At 73.8% G+C, this 23,015-nt stretch carries 17 protein-coding genes and 1 tRNA gene; 9 read left to right on the top strand and 9 right to left on the bottom strand.

From position 1 onward, the window contains the following. Positions 1 to 18: 18 nt before the first annotated feature. Positions 19 to 756, top strand: a complete 738-nt coding sequence (locus tag ACZ3J7_RS08560) for a class E sortase (protein ID WP_465618220.1) — start codon at positions 19 to 21, stop codon at positions 754 to 756. Between the two features lie 79 nt (positions 757 to 835). Here the strand turns inward: ACZ3J7_RS08560 and pknB are convergent, their stop codons facing one another. The 6 genes from pknB to ACZ3J7_RS08530 all read right to left on the bottom strand — a co-directional run bounded on the left by pknB (position 836) and on the right by ACZ3J7_RS08530 (position 9,134). Beyond that, positions 836 to 2,887 (bottom strand): Stk1 family PASTA domain-containing Ser/Thr kinase, encoded by a 2,052-nt coding sequence (gene pknB / locus ACZ3J7_RS08555; RefSeq protein WP_465618218.1) that lies wholly within the window; start codon positions 2,885 to 2,887, stop codon positions 836 to 838. Between the two features lie 280 nt (positions 2,888 to 3,167). Next, a complete protein-coding gene (locus ACZ3J7_RS08550; protein WP_465618216.1) occupies positions 3,168 to 4,625 on the bottom strand; it encodes a peptidoglycan D,D-transpeptidase FtsI family protein in 1,458 nt (485 codons plus the stop codon). Continuing rightward, positions 4,622 to 6,136: an FtsW/RodA/SpoVE family cell cycle protein gene (locus tag ACZ3J7_RS08545; RefSeq protein ID WP_465618214.1), complete on the bottom strand. Its 1,515-nt coding sequence runs from the start codon at positions 6,134 to 6,136 to the stop codon at positions 4,622 to 4,624. Before ACZ3J7_RS08545 ends, ACZ3J7_RS08550 begins: the two co-directional genes overlap by 4 nt. A gap of 34 nt (positions 6,137 to 6,170) precedes the next feature. Further along, complete coding sequence (locus ACZ3J7_RS08540) at positions 6,171 to 7,679, bottom strand: PP2C family protein-serine/threonine phosphatase (RefSeq protein ID WP_465618212.1); 1,509 nt, start codon at positions 7,677 to 7,679, stop codon at positions 6,171 to 6,173. 45 nt (positions 7,680 to 7,724) lie between these two features. After that, positions 7,725 to 8,246, bottom strand: coding sequence for an FHA domain-containing protein FhaB/FipA (locus ACZ3J7_RS08535; protein WP_465618210.1), 522 nt, complete (start codon positions 8,244 to 8,246; stop codon positions 7,725 to 7,727). 12 nt (positions 8,247 to 8,258) lie between these two features. After that, the gene (locus ACZ3J7_RS08530) at positions 8,259 to 9,134 is read right to left on the bottom strand and encodes an FhaA domain-containing protein (protein ID WP_465618208.1); all 876 of its coding nucleotides are present in this window, start codon (positions 9,132 to 9,134) and stop codon (positions 8,259 to 8,261) included. Between the two features lie 352 nt (positions 9,135 to 9,486). Here ACZ3J7_RS08530 and ACZ3J7_RS08525 point away from each other — a divergent pair. Continuing rightward, positions 9,487 to 9,570: transfer RNA gene (locus tag ACZ3J7_RS08525), tRNA-Leu, on the top strand. A gap of 95 nt (positions 9,571 to 9,665) precedes the next feature. Here ACZ3J7_RS08525 and ACZ3J7_RS08520 read toward each other — a convergent pair. Next, positions 9,666 to 10,841, bottom strand: coding sequence for a sensor histidine kinase (locus tag ACZ3J7_RS08520; protein ID WP_465618206.1), 1,176 nt, complete (start codon positions 10,839 to 10,841; stop codon positions 9,666 to 9,668). Continuing rightward, on the bottom strand, positions 10,838 to 11,506 hold the full coding sequence (locus tag ACZ3J7_RS08515; RefSeq protein ID WP_465618204.1) for a response regulator: 669 nt from the start codon (positions 11,504 to 11,506) through the stop codon (positions 10,838 to 10,840). The genes ACZ3J7_RS08520 and ACZ3J7_RS08515 overlap by 4 nt, the downstream gene beginning before the upstream one ends. 216 nt (positions 11,507 to 11,722) lie before the next feature. On the opposite strand from ACZ3J7_RS08515, the gene ACZ3J7_RS08510 reads away from it, so the two are divergent. Together ACZ3J7_RS08510 and ACZ3J7_RS08505 are read left to right on the top strand one after the other, a co-directional pair. Beyond that, a complete protein-coding gene (locus tag ACZ3J7_RS08510; RefSeq protein ID WP_465618202.1) occupies positions 11,723 to 13,465 on the top strand; it encodes a phosphatidylglycerol lysyltransferase domain-containing protein in 1,743 nt (580 codons plus the stop codon). A gap of 313 nt (positions 13,466 to 13,778) precedes the next feature. Next, positions 13,779 to 14,438, top strand: a complete 660-nt coding sequence (locus ACZ3J7_RS08505) for a hypothetical protein (RefSeq protein ID WP_465618200.1) — start codon at positions 13,779 to 13,781, stop codon at positions 14,436 to 14,438. Between the two features lie 16 nt (positions 14,439 to 14,454). Here the strand turns inward: ACZ3J7_RS08505 and ACZ3J7_RS08500 are convergent, their stop codons facing one another. Then, complete coding sequence (locus ACZ3J7_RS08500) at positions 14,455 to 17,094, bottom strand: ATP-binding SpoIIE family protein phosphatase (RefSeq protein ID WP_465618198.1); 2,640 nt, start codon at positions 17,092 to 17,094, stop codon at positions 14,455 to 14,457. 215 nt (positions 17,095 to 17,309) lie between these two features. On the opposite strand from ACZ3J7_RS08500, the gene ACZ3J7_RS08495 reads away from it, so the two are divergent. From ACZ3J7_RS08495 to ACZ3J7_RS08475, 5 genes are all read left to right on the top strand, one after another. Beyond that, positions 17,310 to 18,431: a rhodanese-like domain-containing protein gene (locus tag ACZ3J7_RS08495; RefSeq protein WP_465618196.1), complete on the top strand. Its 1,122-nt coding sequence runs from the start codon at positions 17,310 to 17,312 to the stop codon at positions 18,429 to 18,431. A 63-nt stretch (positions 18,432 to 18,494) separates the two neighbouring features. Continuing rightward, positions 18,495 to 19,121, top strand: a complete 627-nt coding sequence (locus tag ACZ3J7_RS08490) for a DUF5819 family protein (protein WP_465618194.1) — start codon at positions 18,495 to 18,497, stop codon at positions 19,119 to 19,121. Continuing rightward, complete coding sequence (locus tag ACZ3J7_RS08485; protein WP_465618193.1) at positions 19,118 to 20,179, top strand: HTTM domain-containing protein; 1,062 nt, start codon at positions 19,118 to 19,120, stop codon at positions 20,177 to 20,179. The genes ACZ3J7_RS08490 and ACZ3J7_RS08485 overlap by 4 nt, the downstream gene beginning before the upstream one ends. A gap of 38 nt (positions 20,180 to 20,217) precedes the next feature. Then, positions 20,218 to 22,362: an FUSC family protein gene (locus tag ACZ3J7_RS08480; RefSeq protein WP_465618191.1), complete on the top strand. Its 2,145-nt coding sequence runs from the start codon at positions 20,218 to 20,220 to the stop codon at positions 22,360 to 22,362. Next, on the top strand, positions 22,359 to 23,015 hold the full coding sequence (locus ACZ3J7_RS08475) for a TrmH family RNA methyltransferase (protein ID WP_465618189.1): 657 nt from the start codon (positions 22,359 to 22,361) through the stop codon (positions 23,013 to 23,015). The genes ACZ3J7_RS08480 and ACZ3J7_RS08475 overlap by 4 nt, the downstream gene beginning before the upstream one ends.

Here is a 23,015-nt window from a genome sequence, read left to right as displayed (position 1 = left end):
CTAGCGAGGCGCGGCACCATGGGCACAGCCATTCGGGGCGGGCGGGGACGACGGCGCGGACGGCTGGCGGTGGCCCTGGGGCTGGCGGGGGAGCTGCTGATCACCCTGGGGCTGGTGCTGGCGCTGTTCGTCGGGTACTCGCTGTGGTGGACCGACGTGGTGGCCGACCGGGCCGCCGGCCGGGCCGGGGACCGGCTGCGGCAGGCCTGGACCGTCCCGGCCGCGCCGCCCGGCGAACCGGCCGCCGCCGCGCCGGTGCCGCAGTACGCGGCGGGGGACGGCGTGGGCTTCCTGCACGTGCCGGCCCTCGGCCGGGGCGACCAGACGCTGATCCGGATGGGCACCACCGCCGAGGTGCTGAACGAGGGCGTGGCCGGGGTCTACGAGGAGCCGTACCGCTCCGCGATGCCCTGGGACGCCGAGGGAAACTTCGCGCTGGCGGCGCACCGGGACGGGCACGGCGCGAAGTTCCACGACCTGGACCGGCTGGTGCCGGGCGACCCGGTGGTGGTGGAGACCCGGGACTCCTGGTACGTCTACCGGGTCGCCGGGACGCTGCCGCAGACCTCCAAGTACGACGTGGGCGTGGTCGCGCCGGTCCCCGAGGGCTCGCCGTTCACCGGCCCGGGCCGCTACCTGACGCTGACCACCTGCACGCCGGTGTACACCTCGCGCTACCGGATGGCGGTCTGGGCCGAGCTGGTCCGGGTCGACCCGGTGGACGCGGGGCGCACCCCGCCGCCCGAGCTGCGCTGAGCGGCGGGCCGGGGGACGGCCGAGGGGCCGTACCGTCCGCGGACGGTACGGCCCCTCGGCCGTCGTGCTGCTCCCGGCGTCAGTTGTTGGTGCCGGGGCTGGTCGGCTGCTTGTCGCCCGGCCGGGTCCAGAGCCGGACCACGGTGTTCGGTTCGACCTGGCCGGAGCCCGGGTCGCTGTTGACGACGATCGCGTTGTCGTCCTGCGGGCCGGACACCACCTGCGGGATCAGGCCGGCCTTCTGCAGGTCGGTGAAGGCCTGCTTGTAGGTGTGCCCGGCGGTGATCGGCACCAGCACCTTGTCGGCCTGCTTGCCGATCACCAGGGTGATCTGGCTGCCCTGCTTGGCCTGGCCGGTCTTCGGGTTCTGGTCGAGGACCTGGCCGACCTGGGAGCTGTCGGTGACGGACCGGTTGGTGGTCGTGACCGAGAAGCCGGCGTCGCTGAGCGTCTGGTTGGCCACGTCCAGCGGCTTGCCCACCACGTTCGGCACCGCGACCTTCTGCTGGCCGGAGGAGACGGTCAGGGTCACCGTGGCGCCCGGCGCGGCCTTGCCCTTGACGTCCTGCGAGACGACCTTGTCCTGTTCGACCTTGTCGTCGTTGGCGTAGGTGATCTTGACGTCGAAGCCCTTGTCCTTGAGGGCCTTGGACGCGGCGTCCTTGGACTGCGAGGTCACGTCGGGCACGTCGACCTGGGCCGCCGCGGCGGCCAGGTGCACGGTGATGGTGCCGTCGTCGGCCATCTGCCCGCCGACCACCGGCGTCTGGGTGCAGACCTGGTCCTTCTGGACCTTGGTGTCGGGGCAGCTGGCGACCGGGTCGCCGACCTGCACCTTGAGGTTGGGGCTCTGCGCCTTCGCCGCGTTGGTGGCGTCGGCCAGGCTCAGCCCGCTCAGGCTCGGGACGCTGGTCTTCCCGGCGCCCTTGTTGGTCTTCATCATCGACTGGACCACGAAGAACGCGCCGACCAGGACCAGCACCGCCGCGACCGCGAGCACGATCCAGGAGGTGTTGTTCTTCTTCGGCGGCTCCTCGCGCCGGCGCCCGGCCCGACCTTCGTAGCCGTTGTCGTAGCCGTCCCCGCCGCCGCCGTTGTAGCCGTTGTCCTGGTAGCCGCCGTAAGGGGCCGGCTGCTGGTTGCCGAGCGGCGGCAGCATGGTGGTCGGGCCGCCGCCCTGCTGGGGCAGCACGTTGGTCTGGCCGTACGGGTCGTACTGGTTGCCGCCCTGGTCGTAGCCGTAGCCGGCCGCGCCCATGCCGTAGGCCGCCTGCTGGGCGGCGTTGACCGGGAGGCCGTCGAGGAAGCGCTCGATGTCGTCGCGCATCTCGTCGGCGGACTGGTAGCGGTAGTCGCGCTCCTTGGCCAGCGCCTTGAGCACGATCGCGTCGATCTCGGGGCGCACCTCGGGGTCGTACGAGGACGGCGGCGCGGGCTCCTCGCGGACGTGCTGGTAGGCCACCGCGACGGGCGAGTCGCCGACGAACGGCGGCCGGACGGTGAGCAGTTCGTACAGCAGGCAGCCGGTGGAGTACAGGTCGGAGCGGGCGTCGACGGTCTCGCCCTTGGCCTGCTCGGGGGAGAGGTACTGGGCGGTGCCGATGACCGCGGAGGTCTGGGTCATCGTCATGCCGGCGTCGCCCATCGCGCGCGCGATGCCGAAGTCCATCACCTTGACGTTGCCCTGCCGGGTCAGCATCACGTTGGCCGGCTTGATGTCGCGGTGCACGATGCCGGCCCGGTGCGAGTACTCCAGGGCCTGCAGGATGCCGATGGTCATCTCCAGCGCCCGCTCGGGCAGCAGCCGCCGCCCGGTGTGCAGCAGTTCGCGCAGGGTGGAGCCCTCGACGTACTCCATGACGATGTACGGGATGGAGATCCCGTCGATGTAGTCCTCGCCGGTGTCGTAGACCGCGACGATGGCCGGGTGGTTGAGCGAGGCCGCGGACTGCGCCTCGCGGCGGAACCGGGCCTGGAAGGACGGGTCGCGGGCCATGTCGGTGCGGAGGGTCTTCACGGCGACCGTGCGGCCGAGCCGGGTGTCGTGGCCGAGGTACACCTCGGCCATGCCACCGCGTCCCAGGACGCCGCCGAGCTCGTACCTGCCGCCTAGGCGACGAGGCTCTTCCATATCTCCGACCCTCTCCCCCACCGGCCGGTGAGGATGTGACGTAGGTGTCCCCGCACGCTCTCTTCGGACGCGCCGCCCGCCGCCGCGGTTTCACGGTCGGGCCACGGAATCCGGCTGCGGGTACACCCGCTGCTGGCGGATACGCTACCGGGCGAACCTGAGCGGCCCCGGGCAGGCCGTCAGCTGAGACCAGACCGGTACCGACCGGGACCGTCCCATTGTGACAACTCCGGCCGCCGATCGATGACCGGCGGCCGGAATGTGACGCATGCGACCGGCCCTACTTTCCCAGCGCCGCCTGCATCATCGACTTGGCGATCGGCGCGGCGAGCGAGCCGCCGGAGATCTCCGAGCTCTCCGCGGCGCCGTCCTCGACCACCACCGCGACCGCGACCTGCTTGCCCGCCGCGTCCTTGGCGTAGGAGACGAACCAGGCGAACGGCAGGCCCGAGTTGTCCTGGCCGTGCTGCGCGGTGCCGGTCTTGCCGCCGACGGTCAGGCCCGGGATGGCCGCCTTCTTGCCGGTGCCGTTCTGCACCACCGACTCCATCAGCTGCTGCAGCTTCTGCGCGGTGGCCGGCGAGACGGCCTGGCTCAGCTGGTGCTCGGAGTGGGTGGAGATGGCGTTGCCCGCCGCGCCCTCCTGGGCGACCAGGTACGGCTGCATCAGCGAGCCGTTGTTGGCGATCGCCGCCGCGACCATGGCCATCTGCAGCGGGGTGGCCCGGGTGTCGTGCTGGCCGATGGCGTCCATCGCGGTGCCGTCGGGGGAGGAGCCGCTCGGGTAGTAGCTGGCGGTGGCCCGGATCGGGATGTCCACCTTGTCGTTGTTGAAGCCGAACTTCTCGGCCTGCGCGCGCAGCTGGTCGCGGCCCAGCTCGGCGCCCATCTTGCCGAACACCGTGTTGCAGGAGTAGTCCATCGCCACCATCACGGTGGCGTCCTCGCAGGGCTCGGTGGCGCTGGCGTTGCGCAGCGGCGTGTTGGTGCCGGGCAGCACGTACGGGTTCGGGGTCTCGGTGGTGTCGTTCGGGCCCTGGTACTTGCCGGTCTCGAACGCGGTCGCCGCGGTGATCAGCTTGAACGTCGAGCCGGGCGGGTAGGTCTCGCGCAGCGCGCGGTTCACCAGCGGGCGGTTCGGGTCGTCCTGCAGCGCCTTGTAGGCGGCGGAGTCGGCGTCGGTGCCGCCGGAGAAGGTGCCCGGGTCGTAGGACGGGGTGGAGACCAGCGCCAGGATCGCCCCGGTGCGCGGGTCGATCGCCACCGCGGCGCCCTTGCGGTTGCCCAGGCCCTCGAAGCCCGCCTTCTGCACCTTCGGGTCGATGGTGGTGACCACGTCGCCGCCCTGCTTGGGCTTGCCGGTCAGCATGTCCAGGGTGTTGCGGAAGAACAGCCGGGAGTCGGTGCCGGAGAGCACGCCGTCCTCCAGCTTCTCCAGCTGGCTGGCGTCGAAGATCTGCGAGGAGTAGCCGGTCACCGGGGCGTACACCGGCCCGTCCACCCAGGACCGCTTGTACTTGTAGCGCAGGCCGTTGACGAAGTCGGACTTGGTGACGGGCTGCCCGCCGACGATGATGTTGCCGCGCGGGTAGGCGTACCGGTCGTACTTCACCCGCTCGTTGTGGCTGTTGTTCGCCCAGGCCGAGGCCTGCACGCCCTGCACCCAGTTGACCCGGACCATCAGCGCCAGGATCAGCACCAGGCAGAAGATCGAGACCCGGCGGATCGGCTTGTTCACGAGGACGCTCCCCTGCTCTGGTCCGGCCGCCCCTGGCCCGGGTGCCCGTACCGGTCGGGGCCGGCCGGCTCCGGGATGGCCGGGGCGGGTTCGGCGGCCGGTTCGGCGGCCGGGCGGCGGGCGGTGTCGCTGATCTTCATCAGGACGGCGATCAGCGCCCAGTTCGCGACCACCGAGGAACCGCCCTGGGCCAGGAACGGCATCGTCATGCCGGTCAGCGGGATCAGGCCGGTCACGCCGCCCGCGACCACGAAGACCTGCAGCGCGAACGCCGAGCTCAGGCCGACCGCGAGCAGCTTGCCGAACGGGTCGCGGGCCGCCAGCGCGGTGCGCAGGCCGCGCTGCACCACCAGGCCGTACACCAGGAAGATCGCCATCAGGCCGGTCAGGCCCAGCTCCTCGCCGAACGAGCCGAGGATGAAGTCGCTCTTCGCGGCGAACTGGATCAGCCAGCTGCGGCCCTGACCGAGGCCGGTGCCGACGGTGCCGCCGGAGCCCAGCGACATCAGGGTCTGGCCGATCTGCTCCGAGGAGTCCTGGGAGTGGTTCGGCCCGAACGCCGCCATCGGGTCCAGCCAGGCGTTGATCCGGGTCTTCACGTGCGACTCGGTGCTGGCCACCACCGCGGCGCCGCCGAAGGACATCAGCAGACCGAAGACGATCCAGCTGGTCCGCTCGGTGGCGACGTACAGCATCACCACGAACAGGCCGAAGAACAGGAAGGACGTGCCGAGGTCGGTCTCGAACACCAGGATCAGGATCGACAGCAGCCAGACCACCACGATCGGGCCGAGGTCGCGGCCGCGCGGCAGGTACAGGCCCATGAACTTGCGGCTGGCCAGCGCCAGGGCGTCCTTCTTCACCATCAGGAAGCCGGCGAAGAAGATGGTCAGGATGATCTTGGCGAACTCGCCGGGCTGGATCGAGAAGGACCCGAAGCGGATCCAGATCTTCGCGCCGAAGTCCTCCTTCCGGGACGGGAAGAAGGCCGGCGCGGCCAGCAGCACCAGCGCCACCACCATCGAGATGTAGGTGTAGCGCTGCAGGATCCGGTGGTCCTTGAGCAGCCACATCACGCCGATGAACAGGCCGATCCCGAGCCCCGACCACATCAGCTGGTTGGTGGTCGCCGGGAAGTTGTTCTTCAGCAGCTTCCCGGCCTTGTCGAGCCGCCAGATCATCACCAGGCCGAGCCCGTTCAGCAGCGTCGCCAGCGGCAGCAGCAGCGGGTCGGCGTACGGCGCGAACCGGCGCACCGCCAGGTGCGCGAGGGCGGCCAGCACGGCCAGGCCCAGGCCGTACGCCAGGATGTTGGCGGGCAGCGTGCCGTCCATCGCCAGGCCCACGTTGGCGTACCCGAGGACCGGCACGGCCACCGCGAAGAGCAGCATCAGCAGCTCGGTGTTGCGCCGGTTCGGGACGGCCTCCGGGCCGGCCGGCCGGGCGGCGGCGGCGCGCCGCCGCCGCCCGGTGGCGGGCGGGCGGTCGCCGCTCACGTCGAAGGTGCTCATGCCTGTGTGAAACCCCCCGGGTTCGCCCGCTGCCCTACTGGGCCGGGCAGGACGCGGCGAGCTGCTGCTCCTGCTCGGTCAGCGGCGGCGCGGACGGCTGGGTGCCCTCCCCGGTGGCCGGGGCGGTCTTGGACTCGGCGACCTTCTTGCAGACGGCGGCCTGCGCGCGCAGCGCCTCCACCTGCCGCCGGGCGTCGGCCAGGCCGTCGGCCTGGATGTTCTTGGCCACCTGGTCGCGCTGGTAGGCGGGCAGGTACTTGAGCTCGACGTCGTCGTACGGCTGGTAGACCGAGCTGAGGTCGAGGCCGGCCAGGTTCTGGTCCAGGCCGCGGTAGACCGCGACGTGGCCGTCCTGGGCGCCGACGTAGTACTGGTCCTGGTTCCACCGCCAGGCGAAGAACCCGCCGGCGCCGAGCACCGCGAGCACCAGCACGCCGATCAGGGTCAGCTTCAGGCCGCGCTTCTTCTTCCGGCGGTCGACCGGGGCGTCCTGGCCGTACTCCTCGCCGGTCCCGCCGTAGCCGTCCTCGCCGTGGCCCTCGGCGGGCGGGAAGCCGCCCTCCGGGGCGCCGTAGCCCTCGGCGGGGCCGAAGTCGCCCCCGGGGGCGGTGTAGCCGGGCTGCTGGTCGTAGCCGCCCTGGTAGCCCTGGGCGGGCCCGAAGGCGCCCTGCGGGGGCTGCGGGCCGCGGCCGAGGCCGGCCGCCCGCCCGGCCGGGGTGTCCAGCAGCTGCGGGTCGTTGTAGTGGAGCGGCTGGCTGTCGGCGACCGCGCCGACCACGACCGGCGCCTCGGCGGCCCGGCCGCTGAGCGGGTCGGTGGCGCCGACGTCGATCACGTCGGCGACGATGCAGGTGATGTTGTCCGGGCCGCCGCCGCGCAGCGCCAGCTGGATCAGCTCCTGGACGGTCTGCTCGGGCGCGTAGTAGCTGCCGAGCGTCTCCTCCAGGGTCTGGTGGCTGACCGGGCCGGACAGGCCGTCGGAGCAGATCAGGTACCGGTCGCCGGCCCGGACCTCGCGGATCGACAGGTCGGGCTCGACCTGGCCGCGGCCGTCCAGGGCGCGCATCAGCAGCGAGCGCTGCGGGTGGGTCTCGGCCTCCTCGGCGGTGATCCGGCCCTCGTCGACCAGCCGCTGCACCCAGGTGTGGTCCTGGGTGATCTGGTCGAGCCGGCCGTCCCGCAGCAGGTAGGCGCGGGAGTCGCCGATGTGCACCTGGCCCATCCGCTGGCCGTCCCAGAGCAGCGCGGTCAGGGTGCAGCCCATGCCCTCCAGCTGCGGGTCCTGCTCGACCATCTGCCGCAGCCGGTCGTTGGCGGTCTGCACCGCGTCGTTGAGCAGGGTCAGCAGGTCGGCGCCGGGGTGCGGCTCGTCGAGCCGGACGATCGAACCGAGGACCTCGGAGGAGGCGACCTCGCCGGCCGCCGCCCCGCCCATGCCGTCGGCCACCGCGAGCAGGCGGGATCCGGCGTAGCCGGAGTCCTCGTTCCCCTCGCGGATCAGGCCCTTGTGCGAGCCGGCGGCGAAGCGCAGCACGAGACTCATGCTGTCCGGGCCCTCCTTCGGGTGGAGCTGGTCCTCATGCGCTGACTACTTCCGCAGCTCGATGACGGTCCTGCCGATTCGGATCGGCGTGCCGATCTGGAGCGGCGTCGGCGTGGTGAGCCGCTGCCGGTCCAGATAGGTGCCGTTGGTGGAGCCTAGATCCTCCACCGTCCACTGCCCAGCCTGATCCGGGTAGATCCTGGCATGGCGCGAGGACGCGTAGTCGTCGTCGAGCACGATGGTCGAGTCGTGCGCCCGGCCCAGCGTGATGGTCTGGCCCTGCAGCGCGACCGTGGTGCCGGCCAGCGAGCCCTGGGTCACCACCAGGTGGGTGGGCTGGCCCCGGCGCTGCCGGGCCTGGGCCTGCTGGGCGGCCGCGGGGGCGGGTTGCCCCTGCGGCGGTCGGCCCGCCCCGGCCGGGGCGGGGGCGGTGGGGCGCTGGGCGGTGCGCGCCGCGCCCTTGGTCGTGAACAGGTCGCTGCGGATCACCTGCACCGCGACGATGACGAACAGCCACAGGACGGCGAGGAACCCCAGCCGCATGACCGTCAGGGTCAGATCAGACATACCGGCCCGCTTCTACCCTTCGACCTGTCGGTAGACGATGGTGGTCGACCCCAGGACGATCCGGGAGCCGTCGCGGAGCGTAGCGCGCTGGGTGTGCTGCCCGTCCACCACGATGCCGTTGGTGGAGCCCAGGTCCAGGACCATCGCGGGCGTACCGGGGCGGATCTCCGCGTGCTTGCGGGACACTCCGGGATCGTCGATCCGGATGTCCGCCTCGGTGGATCGGCCCAGCACCACCGCGTTCTGGCTGATCTGGTGCCGGGCGCCGTTCACCTCGATCCAGCGCCGGGTGCCGGCGCCGCCGTGGCCCGCGCCGGGGAAGGGCCGCACGTTCCCGGCGGGCGCGGCGGCGGGCGGGGCGGACGGCATCGCGGGCGGGGCGGCCGGCGGCGGCGGGGCGCCGTACGGGGCGGCGGCGCCCTGGTGCCAGGGCGCGCCGGGCGCGGGCGGGGTCGGCGGGCGGCCGTAGCCGGGCGGGGCGGCCGGCGGCTGCGCGGACGCGCGCTGCGGCTCCTCGGCGGCCAGCGTGCGGCTGCGCACCCGGTAGAGGCCGGTGTCCAGGTCGTCGGCCTTCTCCAGGGCGACGTTCAGCGGGCCCATGAAGGTGTACCGCTGGGCCTCGGCGTACTCGCGCACCATCCCGGCGAGCTCGGTGCCGAGCTGGGAGGCGTAGGGGCTGAGCCGCTCGTGGTCGTGCGGGCTGAGTTCGACGATGAAGTCGTTCGGTACGACCGTGCGGTCCCGGTTCCAGATGGTGGCGTTGTTGTCGCACTCGCGCTGGAGGGCGCCGGCGATCTCCACCGGCTGGACCTCCGACTTGAACACCTTCGCGAAGGTGCCGTTCACGAGACCCTCGAGTCGCTGCTCGAACTTCTTCAGGACTCCCACGGGGCACCCCCTCTCAGGGCGTCGGACGGGCCGGCTCGTCGGCTGGAAAGCGGTACTTCCGTACTGATCGTATCCACGCCCGGCCCTTCCGTACGGTTCCCCGCCTAGGTCGCGCCCGGAGGGGTACCCGCCGGACGGCCCGCTCACTCGTTCGCCCCGCCTCCGGTTGCGGGCCACCGGGGGTCGTGCGGGGGGCCGGTGGGAATGGATTCGCAGGTACGGCTCGGGGCGTGCTAATGTTTTCCATGTCGGAAGGGGCGCCCGCAAGGGAGCCGAACGGAAGACCCCGAGAGATGCGGTAAGCTTCTCGACAGGTCGGAAGAAGCGGTAAGCAACTGAAGACAACACCCATGCGCGGGTGGCGGAATAGGCAGACGCGCTGGATTCAGGTTCCAGTGCCCGAAAGGGCGTGGGGGTTCAACTCCCCCCTCGCGCACAGCGAAGCCCCCCAGATCTCCGGATCTGGGGGGCTTTCTCGTTCTCCCGGGGCTTTTCGGTCGGCAGGTGGGCGATCGGACCGGCGGGGCCCGGTCAGGGCGTGGCGGGCAGCACCGCGTGCAGCAGGAAGCCGCCGTCGGGGGTGGGGGCGGCGGTGAAGGTGCCGCCGAGCAGGGCGGCGCGTTCGCGCAGGCCGATCAGGCCGTGGCCGCCGCCGGGCAGGGGGGTGCCGGGGTGGTCGGCGGCGGGGTCGGCCGCGGAGCGGGCGGCCGGCGGGGGGCCGTTGCGGACCTCGACGTGGAGCCGGCCGCCGCGCGCGGTGACCCGGACGGTGACGGGGGCGCCGGGGGCGTGCTTGCTGATGTTGGTCAGGCCCTCCTGGACGGTGCGGTAGGCGGCCCGCTCGACGGCTTCGGGCCAGGCGCGGCGGCCGGGGTCGAGGCGGCTGGTGACGTCCAGGCCGCTGCCCTCGATCAGCCGGGGCAGGTCGGCCAGGGTGGGCTGCGGGGCGAGCGGGGTGCCGGGGCCGCCGGCGGCGCGCAGCACGCCGACCATCTGGCGCAGCTCGTCCAGGGTGCGGACGGAGAGTTCGCGGATGGTGCGGGCGCCGTCCCGGGCGGCGGGGTCGGTGCTGGCGACCTGGATCGCCCCGGCCTGGATCGAGATCAGGCTGACCTGGTGGGAGACCACGTCGTGCATCTCGCGGGCCAGCCGGGCGCGCTCGGCGGCGAGCACCTTCTCGGCGAGCAGCCGGCTCTCGCGTCGGCGGCCGGCGGTGAGTTCGGTGACGCGCTCGGCGAGTTCGCGCCGGGTGCGGGCGAGCATGCCGAGGGCGGCCGGTCCGGCGCCGAGCATCACCGACTGGATGGCGTACAGGGCGTTGTCCCGGCTGAGTTCGAACAGGTCGGGGGCGAGCGGCCAGTGGAAGAACTCGACCAGGGCGAAGGCGGTGGCGCAGGCGACCGGGACGGGCGGCCGGGGGTAGACGGCGGCGACCGAGTAGACGGCGGTGAGCGGGGCCAGCCAGATCTCGTTGAAGAACGCCCCGGGGAGGGTGAGCAGGGCGACCACCAGCGGGCAGCGGCGGCGCCAGAGCAGGGCGAGGACGGAGAGCGCGGAGAGGGCCAGCTGCCAGGGCTCGGAGCCCTTGGCGACCAGCGCGGAGTCCATCGCGGCGAGCAGCACCGGGGCGAGCAGGGCGGTGCGCGGGGAGCGCAGCCAGGCGAGGTGGCGCGGGGCGGCGGGTTCCGCGGGCTCCTCGGGGGTCACTCCCCGTCCTGCCGGTCGCGGACCAGGCCGGCGCGGTGCGCGATGACGGCGGCCTGGACCCGGTTGGCGGCGCCGAGCTTGCCCAGGATGGCGCTGATGTGGTCCTTGACGGTGCCGGTGCCGAGGAACAGCCGGTCGGCTATCTCGGCGTTGGACAGGCCCTCGCCGAGCAGTGCCAGGACGTCCAGTTCGCGTCCGGTGAGCCGGCCGGTGAGGGTGGCGGCGGCGGTGTCGGGGCCGCCGCCCTCGACGTAGCCGCTGATCACGGTGCGGGCGACGGTGGGGGAGAGCACGCTGCCGCCGGCCGCGAGCACCCGGACGGCGTGCACCAGCTGCTCGGGGGCGGTGTCCTTGAGTAGGAACCCGGCGGCTCCGGCCCGCAGCGCGGTGCCGATGTGCTCGTCGGTGTCGAAGGTGGTGAGCATCGCGACGGCGGGCGGTTCGGGCAGCGCGCGCAGTCGGCGCAGCACGCTGATGCCGTCCAGGTCGGGCATCCGGACGTCGAGCAGGACGACCTGCGGGGCGAGTTCGCGGACCATCCGCTCGGCCTGGCCGCCGGAGCAGCCGCCGACCACCTCCAGGTCGGGCGCGGTGCCGACGATCAGGCCGAGTCCGGAACGGACCAGTACCTCGTCGTCCACGATCAGGACCCGGGTCGGCGGCATGTCTCTCCCTGGTGGGGCGGGTTCGGTCCCGGTGCGGCCCCGGACCCCCGCCGATCGGCGGGGGTGGGAATCCGCTACCGGATTCACGCAATTCTCATCTCCGCTGGGCAACCATGGAAATCGGGGTCGAGTGCGCCGAACCGCGAGCGGATGCGCCCCTGTGATCGATCGTCTGGAATGGTTGCTGTGTCCACTGTGAAGACGGATTCCCCGGCCGTGTCCCCGACCCGGGGCGAGGGCCCCGGTCCGCTGGCACGGTGGCGGCCGCGGGCCGCCGCGTCGACCGTCTGGTACCTGCGGCTGATGGCGCTGCTGAACCTGGTGGCGGTGCTGTCGGTGCCGTTCCGGGACCAGGTCGAGCGGCACAACACGGGGGAGTACTTCACCCCGTACCTGATGACCGCCGGCCTGGTCTCCATGGTGCTGGCGCTGTTCCTGGCGGTGGCGATGCGCCGCCGCAAGCGGGCGGCGTGGATCTTCAACACCGGGCTGGCCGGGGTGACGTTCCTCGGCTACCTGGCGTGGATGGCCTGGGGCGAGCGGTACCGGGACCACCCGTGGAACTACTTCTCGATCGTGCTGACCGGGCTGTTCCTGGTGGCGCTGCTGGTCTCGCGCAAGGAGTTCACCTCCAAGGGCGACCGCTCCAACCCGAAGACCGCGGTGGCCGCCGGGGTGGGCGGGCTGGTGCTGGGCGGGCTGGTCGGCTCGGTGCTGGTGCAGCTGACCAACGAGGCCTCCGGCGCGGGCTTCGGCACCCGGTTCAGCTACGCGGTGCACCGGATGATCACGCTGGAGCCCGCGGAACGGATCCGCGACGTGGTGGCGGTGCCGACCTGGGCGAACGCGGCGATCAACGCGATGGGCGCGCTGCTGTTCCTGCTGGTGCTGTGGGTGGCGTTCCGTTCGCCGCGCGGCGAGGAGCTGCAGAGCGACGAGGACCAGGAGCGGCTGCGCGGGCTGCTGGAGCGGCAGGGCGAGCGGGACTCGCTGGGCTACTTCGCGCTGCGCCGGGACAAGGCGGTGGTGTTCTCGCCGTCCGGGAAGGCGGCGGTGGCGTACCGGGTGGTCGGCGGCGTGACGCTGGCCTCGGGCGACCCGATCGGTGACCCGGAGGCCTGGCCGGGGGCGATCGAGGCCTGGCTGGCGGAGGCCCGCGAGCACGCCTGGGTGCCGGCCGTGATGGGCGCCTCCGAGGAGGCCGGGGTGATCTACGCCCGGCACGGCCTGGACGCGCTGGAGCTGGGCGACGAGGCGATCGTCGAGCTGGACGAGTTCTCGCTGGACGGCCGGGCGATGCGGGTGGTCCGGCAGGCCTACAACCGGGTCAAGCGGGCCGGGTACACGGTGCGGATCCGCCGCCACGGCGACATCCCCGAGTGCGAGATGGCCGAGCTGGTGGCCAAGGCCGACCAGTGGCGCGACGGCGCGACCGAGCGCGGCTTCTCGATGGCGCTGGGCCGGCTCGGCGACGCGGGCGACGGGCGCTGCGTGATGCTGGAGTGCTTCGACGGGGAGGGCGAGCTGCGGGCGCTGCTCAGCTTCGTCCCGTGGGGGGCGCGCGGCCTGTCGCTGGACCTGATGCGCCGCGACCGGGACAGCGAGAACGGCCTGATGGAGTTCATGGTGATCGAGCTCCTGCAGCGCGCGAAGGAGGTCGAACTGGAACGGGTCTCGCTGAACTTCGCGATGTTCCGGTCGGTTTTCGAGCGCGGTTCGAAGCTGGGTGCCGGGCCGGTCCTGCGGTTGTGGCGTTCGGTGCTGGGTTTCTTCTCGCGTTGGTGGCAGATCGAGTCGCTGTACCGGGCGAACGCGAAATACCGGCCGATCTGGGAACCGCGTTACCTGCTCTTCGAGAAGAGCAGCGAGATTCCCCGGATCGGTATCGCCTCGGCCCGCGCGGAGGGATTCATCACGGCCCCCAGCATGCCCGCGCTGTTCCGCCGCCGGCACCGCTGAACCAAGGCTTCCCGGCCGTACGGCACGGGATGGGGGGCGGCCCCTCCGCCGGGGGGCGGAGCGGGCCCGACGTCATTCTCCGGGATGACGGGGAACGGCCTTCGAGCTGATGCCCGGGGCCCGGCCGGTGCGTAGGGTCGGGTACGAGGCGTGGTAATCGACGGCGAAGGTCGGCGGATAAACCGGACGGGAGAAGCGGGACGTGGAGAAGATCACCCGCGCGGGGGGCGCGCGGTCGACGTGGTGGGCGGTATTCCGCCGGGCCGCGGCCGCGGAGTGGGGCGAGCTTTTCGCTTCCGTGAGGGAACGGCTGGTGCGGCGGAAATTCGCCGCCGTGCCGCTGGCGACCGCGGCGACCGCGCTGGTGCTGCTGTTCTCGGTCGTGCAGCACCTGCCGGGCGGTGACCGGATCGTCGCCGACATCGGGGTGGTGAAGGCGGCGCTGCCGCTGGACGTGTCGCTGCTGCGCACCCCGCTGTCGCTGTACGTGCCGGCCCTGGACCTGCCGGTGTGGGGGGCGCTGGCGCAGGTGTTCCTGGTGTTCGGGGTGGCCGAGATCGTGCTGGGCCGCCGGCTGACCCTGGTGGTGGCGTACACCTGCACCCTGGCGGGCACGCTGTTCGCCCGGATCGGGGTGGCGCTCGGGCCGCAGCACGCGCTGGGCTTCCCGCGGTGGGTGGCGCACGTCCGGGACACCGGGCCCTCGGCGGCGGTGGTGGCGCTGGCCGTGGTGGTGGCGTTCCGCTGCCGGGCGTGGTGGACCGGCGGCGCGGTGGTGGTGTCGATGGCGGTGGAGGCGGTGCTGCTGCCGAACCTGGCCGGGATGGAGCACCTGGTGGCGATCAGCGCGGCGGTGCTGATCGCGATCTGGGTGGAGGTGTTCGGCGACTACTGGCCGCGGGTGCTGACCGGGGTCGGCGCGGCCGCCTCGGTGGCCGCCCAGGGCCGGACCAGGGCCGTCATCACGCCCTGACCCGGCCCGCAACCCCTCAGCCGCGCGGCAGCGGCATCTCGAAGTAGACGACCTTGCCGACCGCCTTGCGGGAGGTGCCCCACTTCTTGGCCAGCTTGCTGACCAGGTTGAGGCCGCGGCCGTGCTCGGCGTCGGCGTCGGCGGGCTCCAGCGAGGGCAGGTTGTGGTTGTCGTCGCTGACCTCGACCAGCAGTTTGTCGACCCGGATCAGCTGCAGCTGCACCTCGGCGCGGGCCACCCGGACGGCGTTGGTGACCAGCTCGGAGACCAGCAGTTCGACCGTCTCGGTGAGCGCGGTCAACTGCCAGGCGACGAGCTGGTCGCGGACCAGCCGGCGGGCCCGGCCGACCTCCAGTTCGGTGACGCCGAGCTGCCAGGTGGCGACCTCGGTCGGCGGGACGCCGTCGAAGCGGGCCACCAGCAGCGCGATGTCGTCCTGCCGGTCCTCGGAGTGCAGGGTGTTCAGCACGGTGTCGCAGGCCTCGTCCGGGGTCTGCTTGGGGTCGATCAGGTTCCCGCAGAGCGCCGCCAGGCCCTCTCCTATGTCGCCGCCGCGGACCTCGACCAGGCCGTCGGTGCACATCACCAGCATCGAGCCGTCCGAGACGTCGATCTTCTTGGTCTGGAACGGCACCCCGCCGACGCCGATCGGCGCGCCCGAGGGCAGTTCCAGCAGTTCGCCGCGGCCGTCGGGGTGGACCAGGACGGGCGGGACGTGGCCGGCCGAGGCGAGTTCGCAGCTGCGGTTGATCGGGTCGTAGACGGCGTACAGGCAGGTCGCCAGGTGGTCGTCGCCGAGCTTGTGGGCCAGGTTGTCGAGGTGGCGCAGCAGCTGGCCGGGCGGCAGGTCGAGGGCGGCCAGGGTCTGCATGGCGGTGCGGAAGCGGCCCATCGCGGCGGCGGAGTGCAGGCCGTGGCCCATCACGTCGCCGACCACCAGGGCGACCCGGCTGCCGGGCAGCTGGATGGCGTCGAACCAGTCGCCGCCGACCTCGGCCTTGCGGTCGCCCGGCATGTAGCGGTGGGCGATCTGGACGCCGGGGATCCGCGGCGGGCGGGTCGGGATCATCGAGCGCTGGAGCGTGGTGGCGACCTTGGACTCGGCCCGGTGCAGCCGGGCGTTGTCCAGCGAGAGCGCGGCCCGGGCGGCGATCTCCTTGAAGGTGTCGGCGTCGGAGCGGGTGAACGGCGTCCGGTCGGAGAGCCGCAGCAGCTTGAGGATGCCGAGCACGGCGCCGCGGGCGGACAGCGGCAGCACCAGCATCGACCGGCCGACCACGGCCGGCTCCAGCTCGGGGCCGCCGAGCGAGGCCGCGTAGTCGACCGCGACGTCCGCCGAGATCAGCGGCACCAGTACCGGCTGGTTCTCCTGCAGGGCCAGCCCGGGCGGGGTGGAGCGCGGCATGGCGAGCAGCGCGCCCTCGTCCAGGACGTGGTTCCAGCGCTGCGGGGACGGGTTGAAGGTGCGGGCGACCCGGCGCAGCATCGTCGTGTCGCCCGGGGAGTCGGCGGGCAGTTCGCCGTCCGAGATCAGGCTGTCGAGCAGGTCGACGCAGGCGAAGTCGGCGACCCGGGGGACCAGCACCTCGCACAGTTCGCGGGCGGTGGTGTCCAGGTCGAGGGTGGTGCCGACCTGGCTGCCGACCGAGGCGAGCAGCGCGAGGTCGCCGTCGTCGGGCAGCCCGCGGACCACCTCCACGCCGGTGCCGGGGTCGGCCGCCCGGCTCGGCGGGACGGCGGCGGCGGGGGCGGAGGTCGGTTCGGGGACGGCGGCTGCGGCGGGGTCGATGGCGGGACCTCCCGGGTTCGGGCCGTGGGCGGCGGCTTCGCGTGGTCCAGGGACGGTGCTTCCGGGCCGTCGGCTGTCCGGCCCGGCCGGCGGTATCCGTACCCCGGCGGTGCCCGCGGCACCCGTGCCCGGCGGCTGGCCCTCCGCGCGGCGGGCGGCCCGCTGCTGGGCGGTCGGGTAGCGGCGGCCGATCCCGGCGGCGACCCGGGCGGTGCCGGCGCCCTCGGGGGAGGCCTGGTAGGGCACCACCGGCAGCCTGGTCGCGCCGTCCACCCGCAGGGCGGGCGGGCCGGCCTGGGCGAGCGCCTCCACCACCCGGCGGCGGCGCTCCTCGGCGCCCGGCGGCAGCAGCGCGGCCAGCGCCCCGGCGGCGGCCGGACCGGGCGGCGCGAACGCGGCGGTGACCTGCTGCGGCCGGGCCGCGGCGGGGGCGGCGGCGTACGGGACGAGGCGCTCGCCGAGGGCGATCCGCGGCCCGGCCGAGCGCAGCGGGCGGGCGTCGGCGGCCAGCACCAGCAGCGAGCGGCCGGCCGGTTCGACCAGCGGGTAGGCCCACCACAGCACGTCGCGCGGCCGCTCCTCGCGGTCCTGCACGGTCATCGGGCCGGCCCAGGGGCCGTCCAGGACGAGGTCGTCGAGGGTGTCGAAGGCGTCGCGCTGGTGGGCGGGACCGTCCGGCCGGGCGTCGACGGCGGGCAGCAGGCCGTGCGCGGCGCGGCCGAGGGCGACCTCGGCGCGGTGGCCGAACAGCTCCTCCGCGGTGCGGTTCCACAGGGCGATCCGGCCGTCGGGGTCGACCAGCACGGCGGCGACCCGGAGCAGGGCGACCACTCCGGCGGGGGGTGTGGAATCGGGCTGGTCCACCATGGGTATCGGTCTGCCCCTTTGTTGTGCTTGCTGCTCCTCCTGGCCGGTGCGCGCGTCCTTGCGTGCGCCCTCCAATGAAGCACGGAGATGCCGACGTGAGGTAGTTAATCGGGCAGATTCGTCCGTATCAGTTGCGTGTCGTCGACCGCGCGCCCCCGGGGTGCTCCGGCGCCACCCGATCGGCGGTGTGCCGGACCCCCGGTAGGGTGGCCAGGGTGAGCGTACCGAGCGTCGAGGTGTGGGCGGACCCGGAGCGGCGGGACCTGGAGGAGCGGGTCGCGGCGGCCGAGTTGGCCTGGCTGACCCTGGACGTCGACGTGGCCACCCTGCGGGTGGAGGTCGACAACTTCGCGCTGGCCCACCACCAGCTGCTCGGCCCGCTCTACGCCGAGCTGGACGAGCTGGACGCGCTGATCGCCGAGTCGGTGGCGGCGCTCAGCGGCGACCCGGAGGACCTGCGGCGGGCCCGCGAGGCCCGGGAGCGGGTCGAGCCCCCCGAGGAGCGCGGACCGCGCGCGGGCGAGCCGGAGGCCCGCCGGGTGCGGCCCGCCAAGGAGGCCCAGCGGGTCTACCGCGAGCTGGCCCGCCGGGCGCACCCCGACCTGACCACCGACCCGGAGGAGCGGGAGCGCCGCTCGGCGTTCATCGCCCGCGTCAACGAGGCGTACGCGCTGGCCGACGCCGAAGGGCTGGAGCGGCTGGCCGAGGAGTGGTCCTCCTCGCCGGACTCGGCGCCCGCCCCCGACTCCCCCGACCGGCTGGCCTGGCTGCGCCAGCGCCTGGAGTGGCTGTCCGGCCGGATCACCGCGCTGGCCGTGGAGCGGGTCCGGCTGGAGCGCACCCCGATGGGCGAGCTCCTGCTGCTGCGCCCGGACGAGCCGGAGCGGACGCTGGAGGACCTCGCCGAGCGGCTGCTGGCCACCGCCGCCGAGCGGCAGGCCGCGCTCGCCGCGCTGCTGCCCGACAATGGCGCGAAAGAACCGTACGGAACCCCTCAGGAGACGCCCCAGATGTTCGCTCAGCTGCCCACCGCCGACGCCGCCTCGGTGCCCGCCGACGCCGTCCTGCTCGACGTCCGCGAGCAGGACGAGTGGGACGCCGGGCACGTGGAGGGCGCGCTGCACATCCCGATCGGCCAGGTGGTGGCCCGCCTCGACGAGCTGCCCGACGGGCGGCTGTACGTGATGTGCCGGGTCGGCGGCCGGTCCGCGCAGGTCGTGCAGTACCTGGTCGGGAACGGCCGGGACGCGGTCAACGTGGACGGCGGGATGTTCGCCTGGGAGGCGGCCGGCCGGCCGATGGTCAGCGGCACCGGGCAGCAGCCCTTCGTCCTGTAGCGGAGGCCGACAAGGGGCCGGACCCCTGTTCGAGGGCCCGGTCGGTGCGGCAGGATGTCCGCCGTGCGCGTCTGGTCCAAGCCCGCCCGGGTGGTGCTGGTGCTCGCCGGGGTGGGACTGGGGTCCGTCGTCCTGGCGTTCCTCGGCGCGCTCTTCCTGCACGTGGCGCCCGCCAACTCGGTCTCCGAGGAGTACCGGACCCAGGTCGACTGGGTGGTGTACCCCGAGTTCGAGCAGAACTGGAAGCTGTTCGCGCCGGACCCGCTGCAGCGCAACGTCGCCGTCGACGCCCGGGTGCAGACCATCGGCGCGGACGGGGCGGTCGCCACCGGCGACTGGCACGGCCTGACCGCCGAGGACTGGGCGGCGATCCGGCACGACCCGGCGCCCAGCCACCTCGACCAGAACCTGCTGCGCCGGGCCTGGGACTTCTACGAGTCCACCCACGGCGAGAACGACGCCAGGGCCGCGGCCGGCTCGCGCGGGCAGCTGGCCGAGCGCTACCTGGAGCGGATCGCGCTGCAGCGGATCGGCCTCGGCGGCGACCGGGTGATCCAGGTCCAGCTGAGGGTCACCGTCACCGCCGTCGCCCCGCCGCCGTGGAGCCGGCAGCAGGTCGACACCGCCCCGCACAGCCGCGAGCTGCCCTGGTGGCCGGTGCAGGAAGCGGACCGGGAGGGCCTGTCGTGATACCCGCCGTGTCCCGGGCGGCCGCCGCCGCGAAGGCCGCGCTGCCCCGGCTGCTGACCACCCTCGCCCCGTACCAGGCCGCCGTGCTGCGGATCGGCGTGGCCGGCACCTGGGGCGCCTTCCTGCTCCGCGAGTGGCCCAACCGGCGGGTGCTGTACGGGGACCGCTCGCCCTGGTCGGCCGAGCTGAACGACCGGCTGCTGGCCGACACCCACGCCTTCACCGCGCTCGCCTGGAACGACGGCCGCTGGTGGTTCGAGGCGGTCTACCTGCTGGCGCTGCTGGCCGCGGGCGCGCTGGCGCTGGGCTGGCGGACCAGGGCCTCCTCGGTGCTGTTCGCGCTGACCGTGCTGTCGCTGCAGAACCGGAACGTCTTCCTGGGCGACGGCGGCGACAACCTGGTCCACCTGATGGCGATCTACCTGGTGTTCACCCGCTGCGGCACGGTCTGGTCGCTGGACGCCCGCCGCCGGGCCCGCCGGCCGGGGAGGGACCCGGCCGAGTGGGGCGAGCCGCGGGCGCTGGCCGACGCGCTGGCCGCGATGCTGCACAACTGCGCGATGCTGGTGGTCGCCGTCCAGGTGGTGCTGGTGTACGCCACGGCCGGCTGGTACAAGGTCCAGGGCACCCGCTGGCAGGACGGCACCGCCGTCTTCTACCCGCTCAAGCTCGGCTACTTCGCGCCCTGGCCGGAGCTGTCCGGGCTGCTCGGCGGCAGCCTGCTGGTCACCTTCGCGCTCACCTACGGCACCGTGGTCATGCAGGTCGGCTTCCCGTTCTCGCTGGCCGCGCGCCGGCTGAAGAACGTGCTGCTGGCGGTGATGGTGTGCGAGCACCTGGCGATCGCCCTGCTGCTCGGGCTGCCGTTCTTCTCGCTGGCGATGGTCGCGGCGGACGCGGTGTTCCTGCCGACCGCCTTCCTGCTGGCGGTGCAGGCGCGGCTCACCGGGCGGCGCGGGCCGGTCAGGGAGCCCGCCGGGCAGGAGTCCGCCGCCGCCGCGGAGCCCGCCGCGCGGGGGCCCGTCGCCGCGGAGCCGGTGGGCGAGCTGCGCGACTGACGACGAGCCGGTGGGCGAAAAGTCGTTAAGCTCGCGGTATGTCCTGGTTCACGGCCCTGCGCGACACCGCGAAGGCCGGGCTGACCGTGGACCGCTCGCTGACCAACCCGCGGCGGGCGCTGCGCGGGGCGGTGGCCGCCGCGCTGGTGGTGTTCCCGGCGCTGTTCCTCTACGGGCCCGCGCAGGCCACCTCGGCGGCGATGGGCGCGTTCATCGCGGGCACCGCGACCTTCCAGCGCTCGTTCCGGCCGCGCGCCTCGCTGGCCCTGGTGGCCGCCGCCGGGCTCGGCCTGTCGACGTTCCTGGGCTACGTCGCGGTCGGCATCCCCGGGGCGTTCCCGGTGCTGTTGGCGCTGTGGGCGTTCGGCGCGGGGCTGGCCTGGGCGATCGGGCCGACCGCCGGCGTGGTCGCCGCGAACACGCTGGCCGTGATGATGGTGGTGGTGCAGCTGCCGGTGTCGGTGCCGACCGCGGTCGAGCACGGGCTGCTCTGCTCGGTCGGCGGCGCCGTGCAGGCCCTGGTGGTCACCCTCTGGCCGATCGACAGCTGGCGGGCCCAGCGCGACGCGCTCGCCGACATCTACGCCGGTCTCGGCGACTACGCCCGGCGGCTGCGGCACGACCCGGTCGCGCAGGTCGACCCGGAGCCGTTCGTCGTCGGCCGGCAGGCCGCCAAGCTGACCGCCTGGCAGGCCAAGCGCCGCCCGCCCGAACTGCGCGGCCTGCGCACCATCGCCGAGCGGATCCGCCCGGCGCTGGCCGCGCTGGCCGACCCGCGGGTCGGCGCCGCCGAGGAGGGCGCCGAGCGGGACCGGGCCCGCGAGGTGCTGGCCGCCGCCGCCGACGTGCTGGACGCGCTGGCCCGGGCGATCCGCAGCGGCGACCCGGTCCGGCTGCCGAAGGACACCCCGGCGCTGGCGCTGGCCCGCCCCGGCACCGGCGAGGATCTGCTGCGCGGCGGCGCCCGCCGCTCGGCCCGCCGGCTCTCCGGCCTGCTGGGCCGGGCCGCCGACCGGCTCGACCGGCAGGACCGCACCACCGTGCCGACCCGCACCGCGCCGCCCGCCACCGGGCTGCGCCGTCCGCCGCTGGTGAAGGTGGCGCCCGCCGCGCTGGCCACCGTCGGGCGGCAGCTGCACCGGCACTCGGCGATCTTCCACCACGCGGTGCGGATGGCCGTGGTGGTGACCTCCGCGTACCTGGCGGCCCGGCTGCTGCGGATCGAGCACGGCTACTGGGCGCCGATGACCTCGGCGATGGTGATGCGCCCGGACTTCGCGCAGACCTTCAGCCGCGGCGTGGCCCGGGTGGCGGGCACCTCGGCCGGGGTGCTGCTCTCCACCGCCGTGGTGCAGCTCTTCGACCCGGGCGACTGGGTGCTGGCCGTGCTGGCGGTGTCCTGCATGGGCCTGGCCTACCTGACCATGCGCACCGGCTACGCGGTGATGACGGTGGCGATCTCCTCGTACGTGGTGTTCCTGCTCGGCCTGCAGCCCGGCGACCCGGTGAAGCTGGCGCTGGACCGGGTCTCGATGACGCTGCTCGGCGGTTTCGTCGCGCTCGCCGCGTACGCGCTGTTCCCGACCTGGCAGACCGCCCGGCTGCCGGAGCGGCTGGCCGAGTGGCTGGCCTCGGCGGGGCGGTACGCGGCGGCGGTGTTCACCGCGTACGGGGACCCGGCGGGCGGGCACGCGGAGCGGGACGTCCGGCCGGCGCTGCTGGACGTGCGGGAGGCCCGCGGCGAGATGCTGGCGGCGCTGGACCGGGCCGAGGTGGAGCCGGTGCGGCACTCCGACCAGGTGCCGGAGCTGAGCCGCAAGCAGTTCGACAAGGCCCGCTCGGCGGTCGGCATGCTGGACCGCTGCACCGTCCTGCTGGAGGCCCACCTGCCCGGCGAGGACTCCCCGCCGGTGCCGGGCGCCGCCGCGTTCGGCGAGGAGCTGCGGGACGCCACCGCGCTGGCCGCCGCCGCGATCCTGCTCGGCCAGGACGTCGACTTCACGCCGCTCCGGGACGCCCACCGGACCTGGGACCACCAGCTCGCCAAGCTGCCGCCGGACGACCGGACCGACGTCACCCGGGCCGGTGCCCGGCTCGCCGTGCAGGCCCTCACCGAGCTGGAGCGCGCGGTCCGGACGCGGCCGCAGCACGCCAGGTCCGAGCCCGTACCGTTGGGGGCGTGAGCGACACCTCGGTGCCCCAGCTGGGCGAGCAGTACGACCACCTCGCCGACGACCGCGAGATCGGCGTCGGCCCGCACCCCGAGCCGTGGCCGGACGACCCCCGGTACGACCCGGAGCTGCTCGCCGCGGGCGACCGGCGCAACGTGGTGGACGGCTACCGGTACTGGCGGCACGAGGCGATCGTCGCGGACCTGGACACCCGGCGGCACGGCTTCCACGTCGCCGTGGAGAACTGGCAGCACGACTTCAACATCGGCTCGGTGGTGCGCACCGCGAACGCCTTCCTGGCCGGCGAGGTGCACATCGTCGGGCGGCGGCGCTGGAACCGGCGCGGCGCCATGGTCACCGACCGCTACCAGCACGTGCGCCACCACGACTCGGTGGCCTCGCTGGCGGCCTACGCGGCGGAGCGCGGGCTGCCGGTGATCGGGATCGACAACCTGCCGGGCGCGGTCCCGCTGGAGACCTTCCGGCTGCCGGAGCGCTGCGTGCTGCTGTTCGGGCAGGAGGGGCCCGGGCTGACCGAGGAGGCGTGGCGGCACGCGACGGCGGTCTGCTCGATCGCCCAGTTCGGCTCGACCCGGTCGATCAACGCGGGCGCGGCCGCCGCGATCGCCATGCACGCCTGGGTGCGGGAGCACGCCGCGTCCTGA

Source organism: Kitasatospora sp. NPDC015121, from assembly GCF_055562955.1.
Note: the sequence above shows the minus strand (reverse complement) of the source record. Positions and strands in the feature narration are given on the sequence as shown.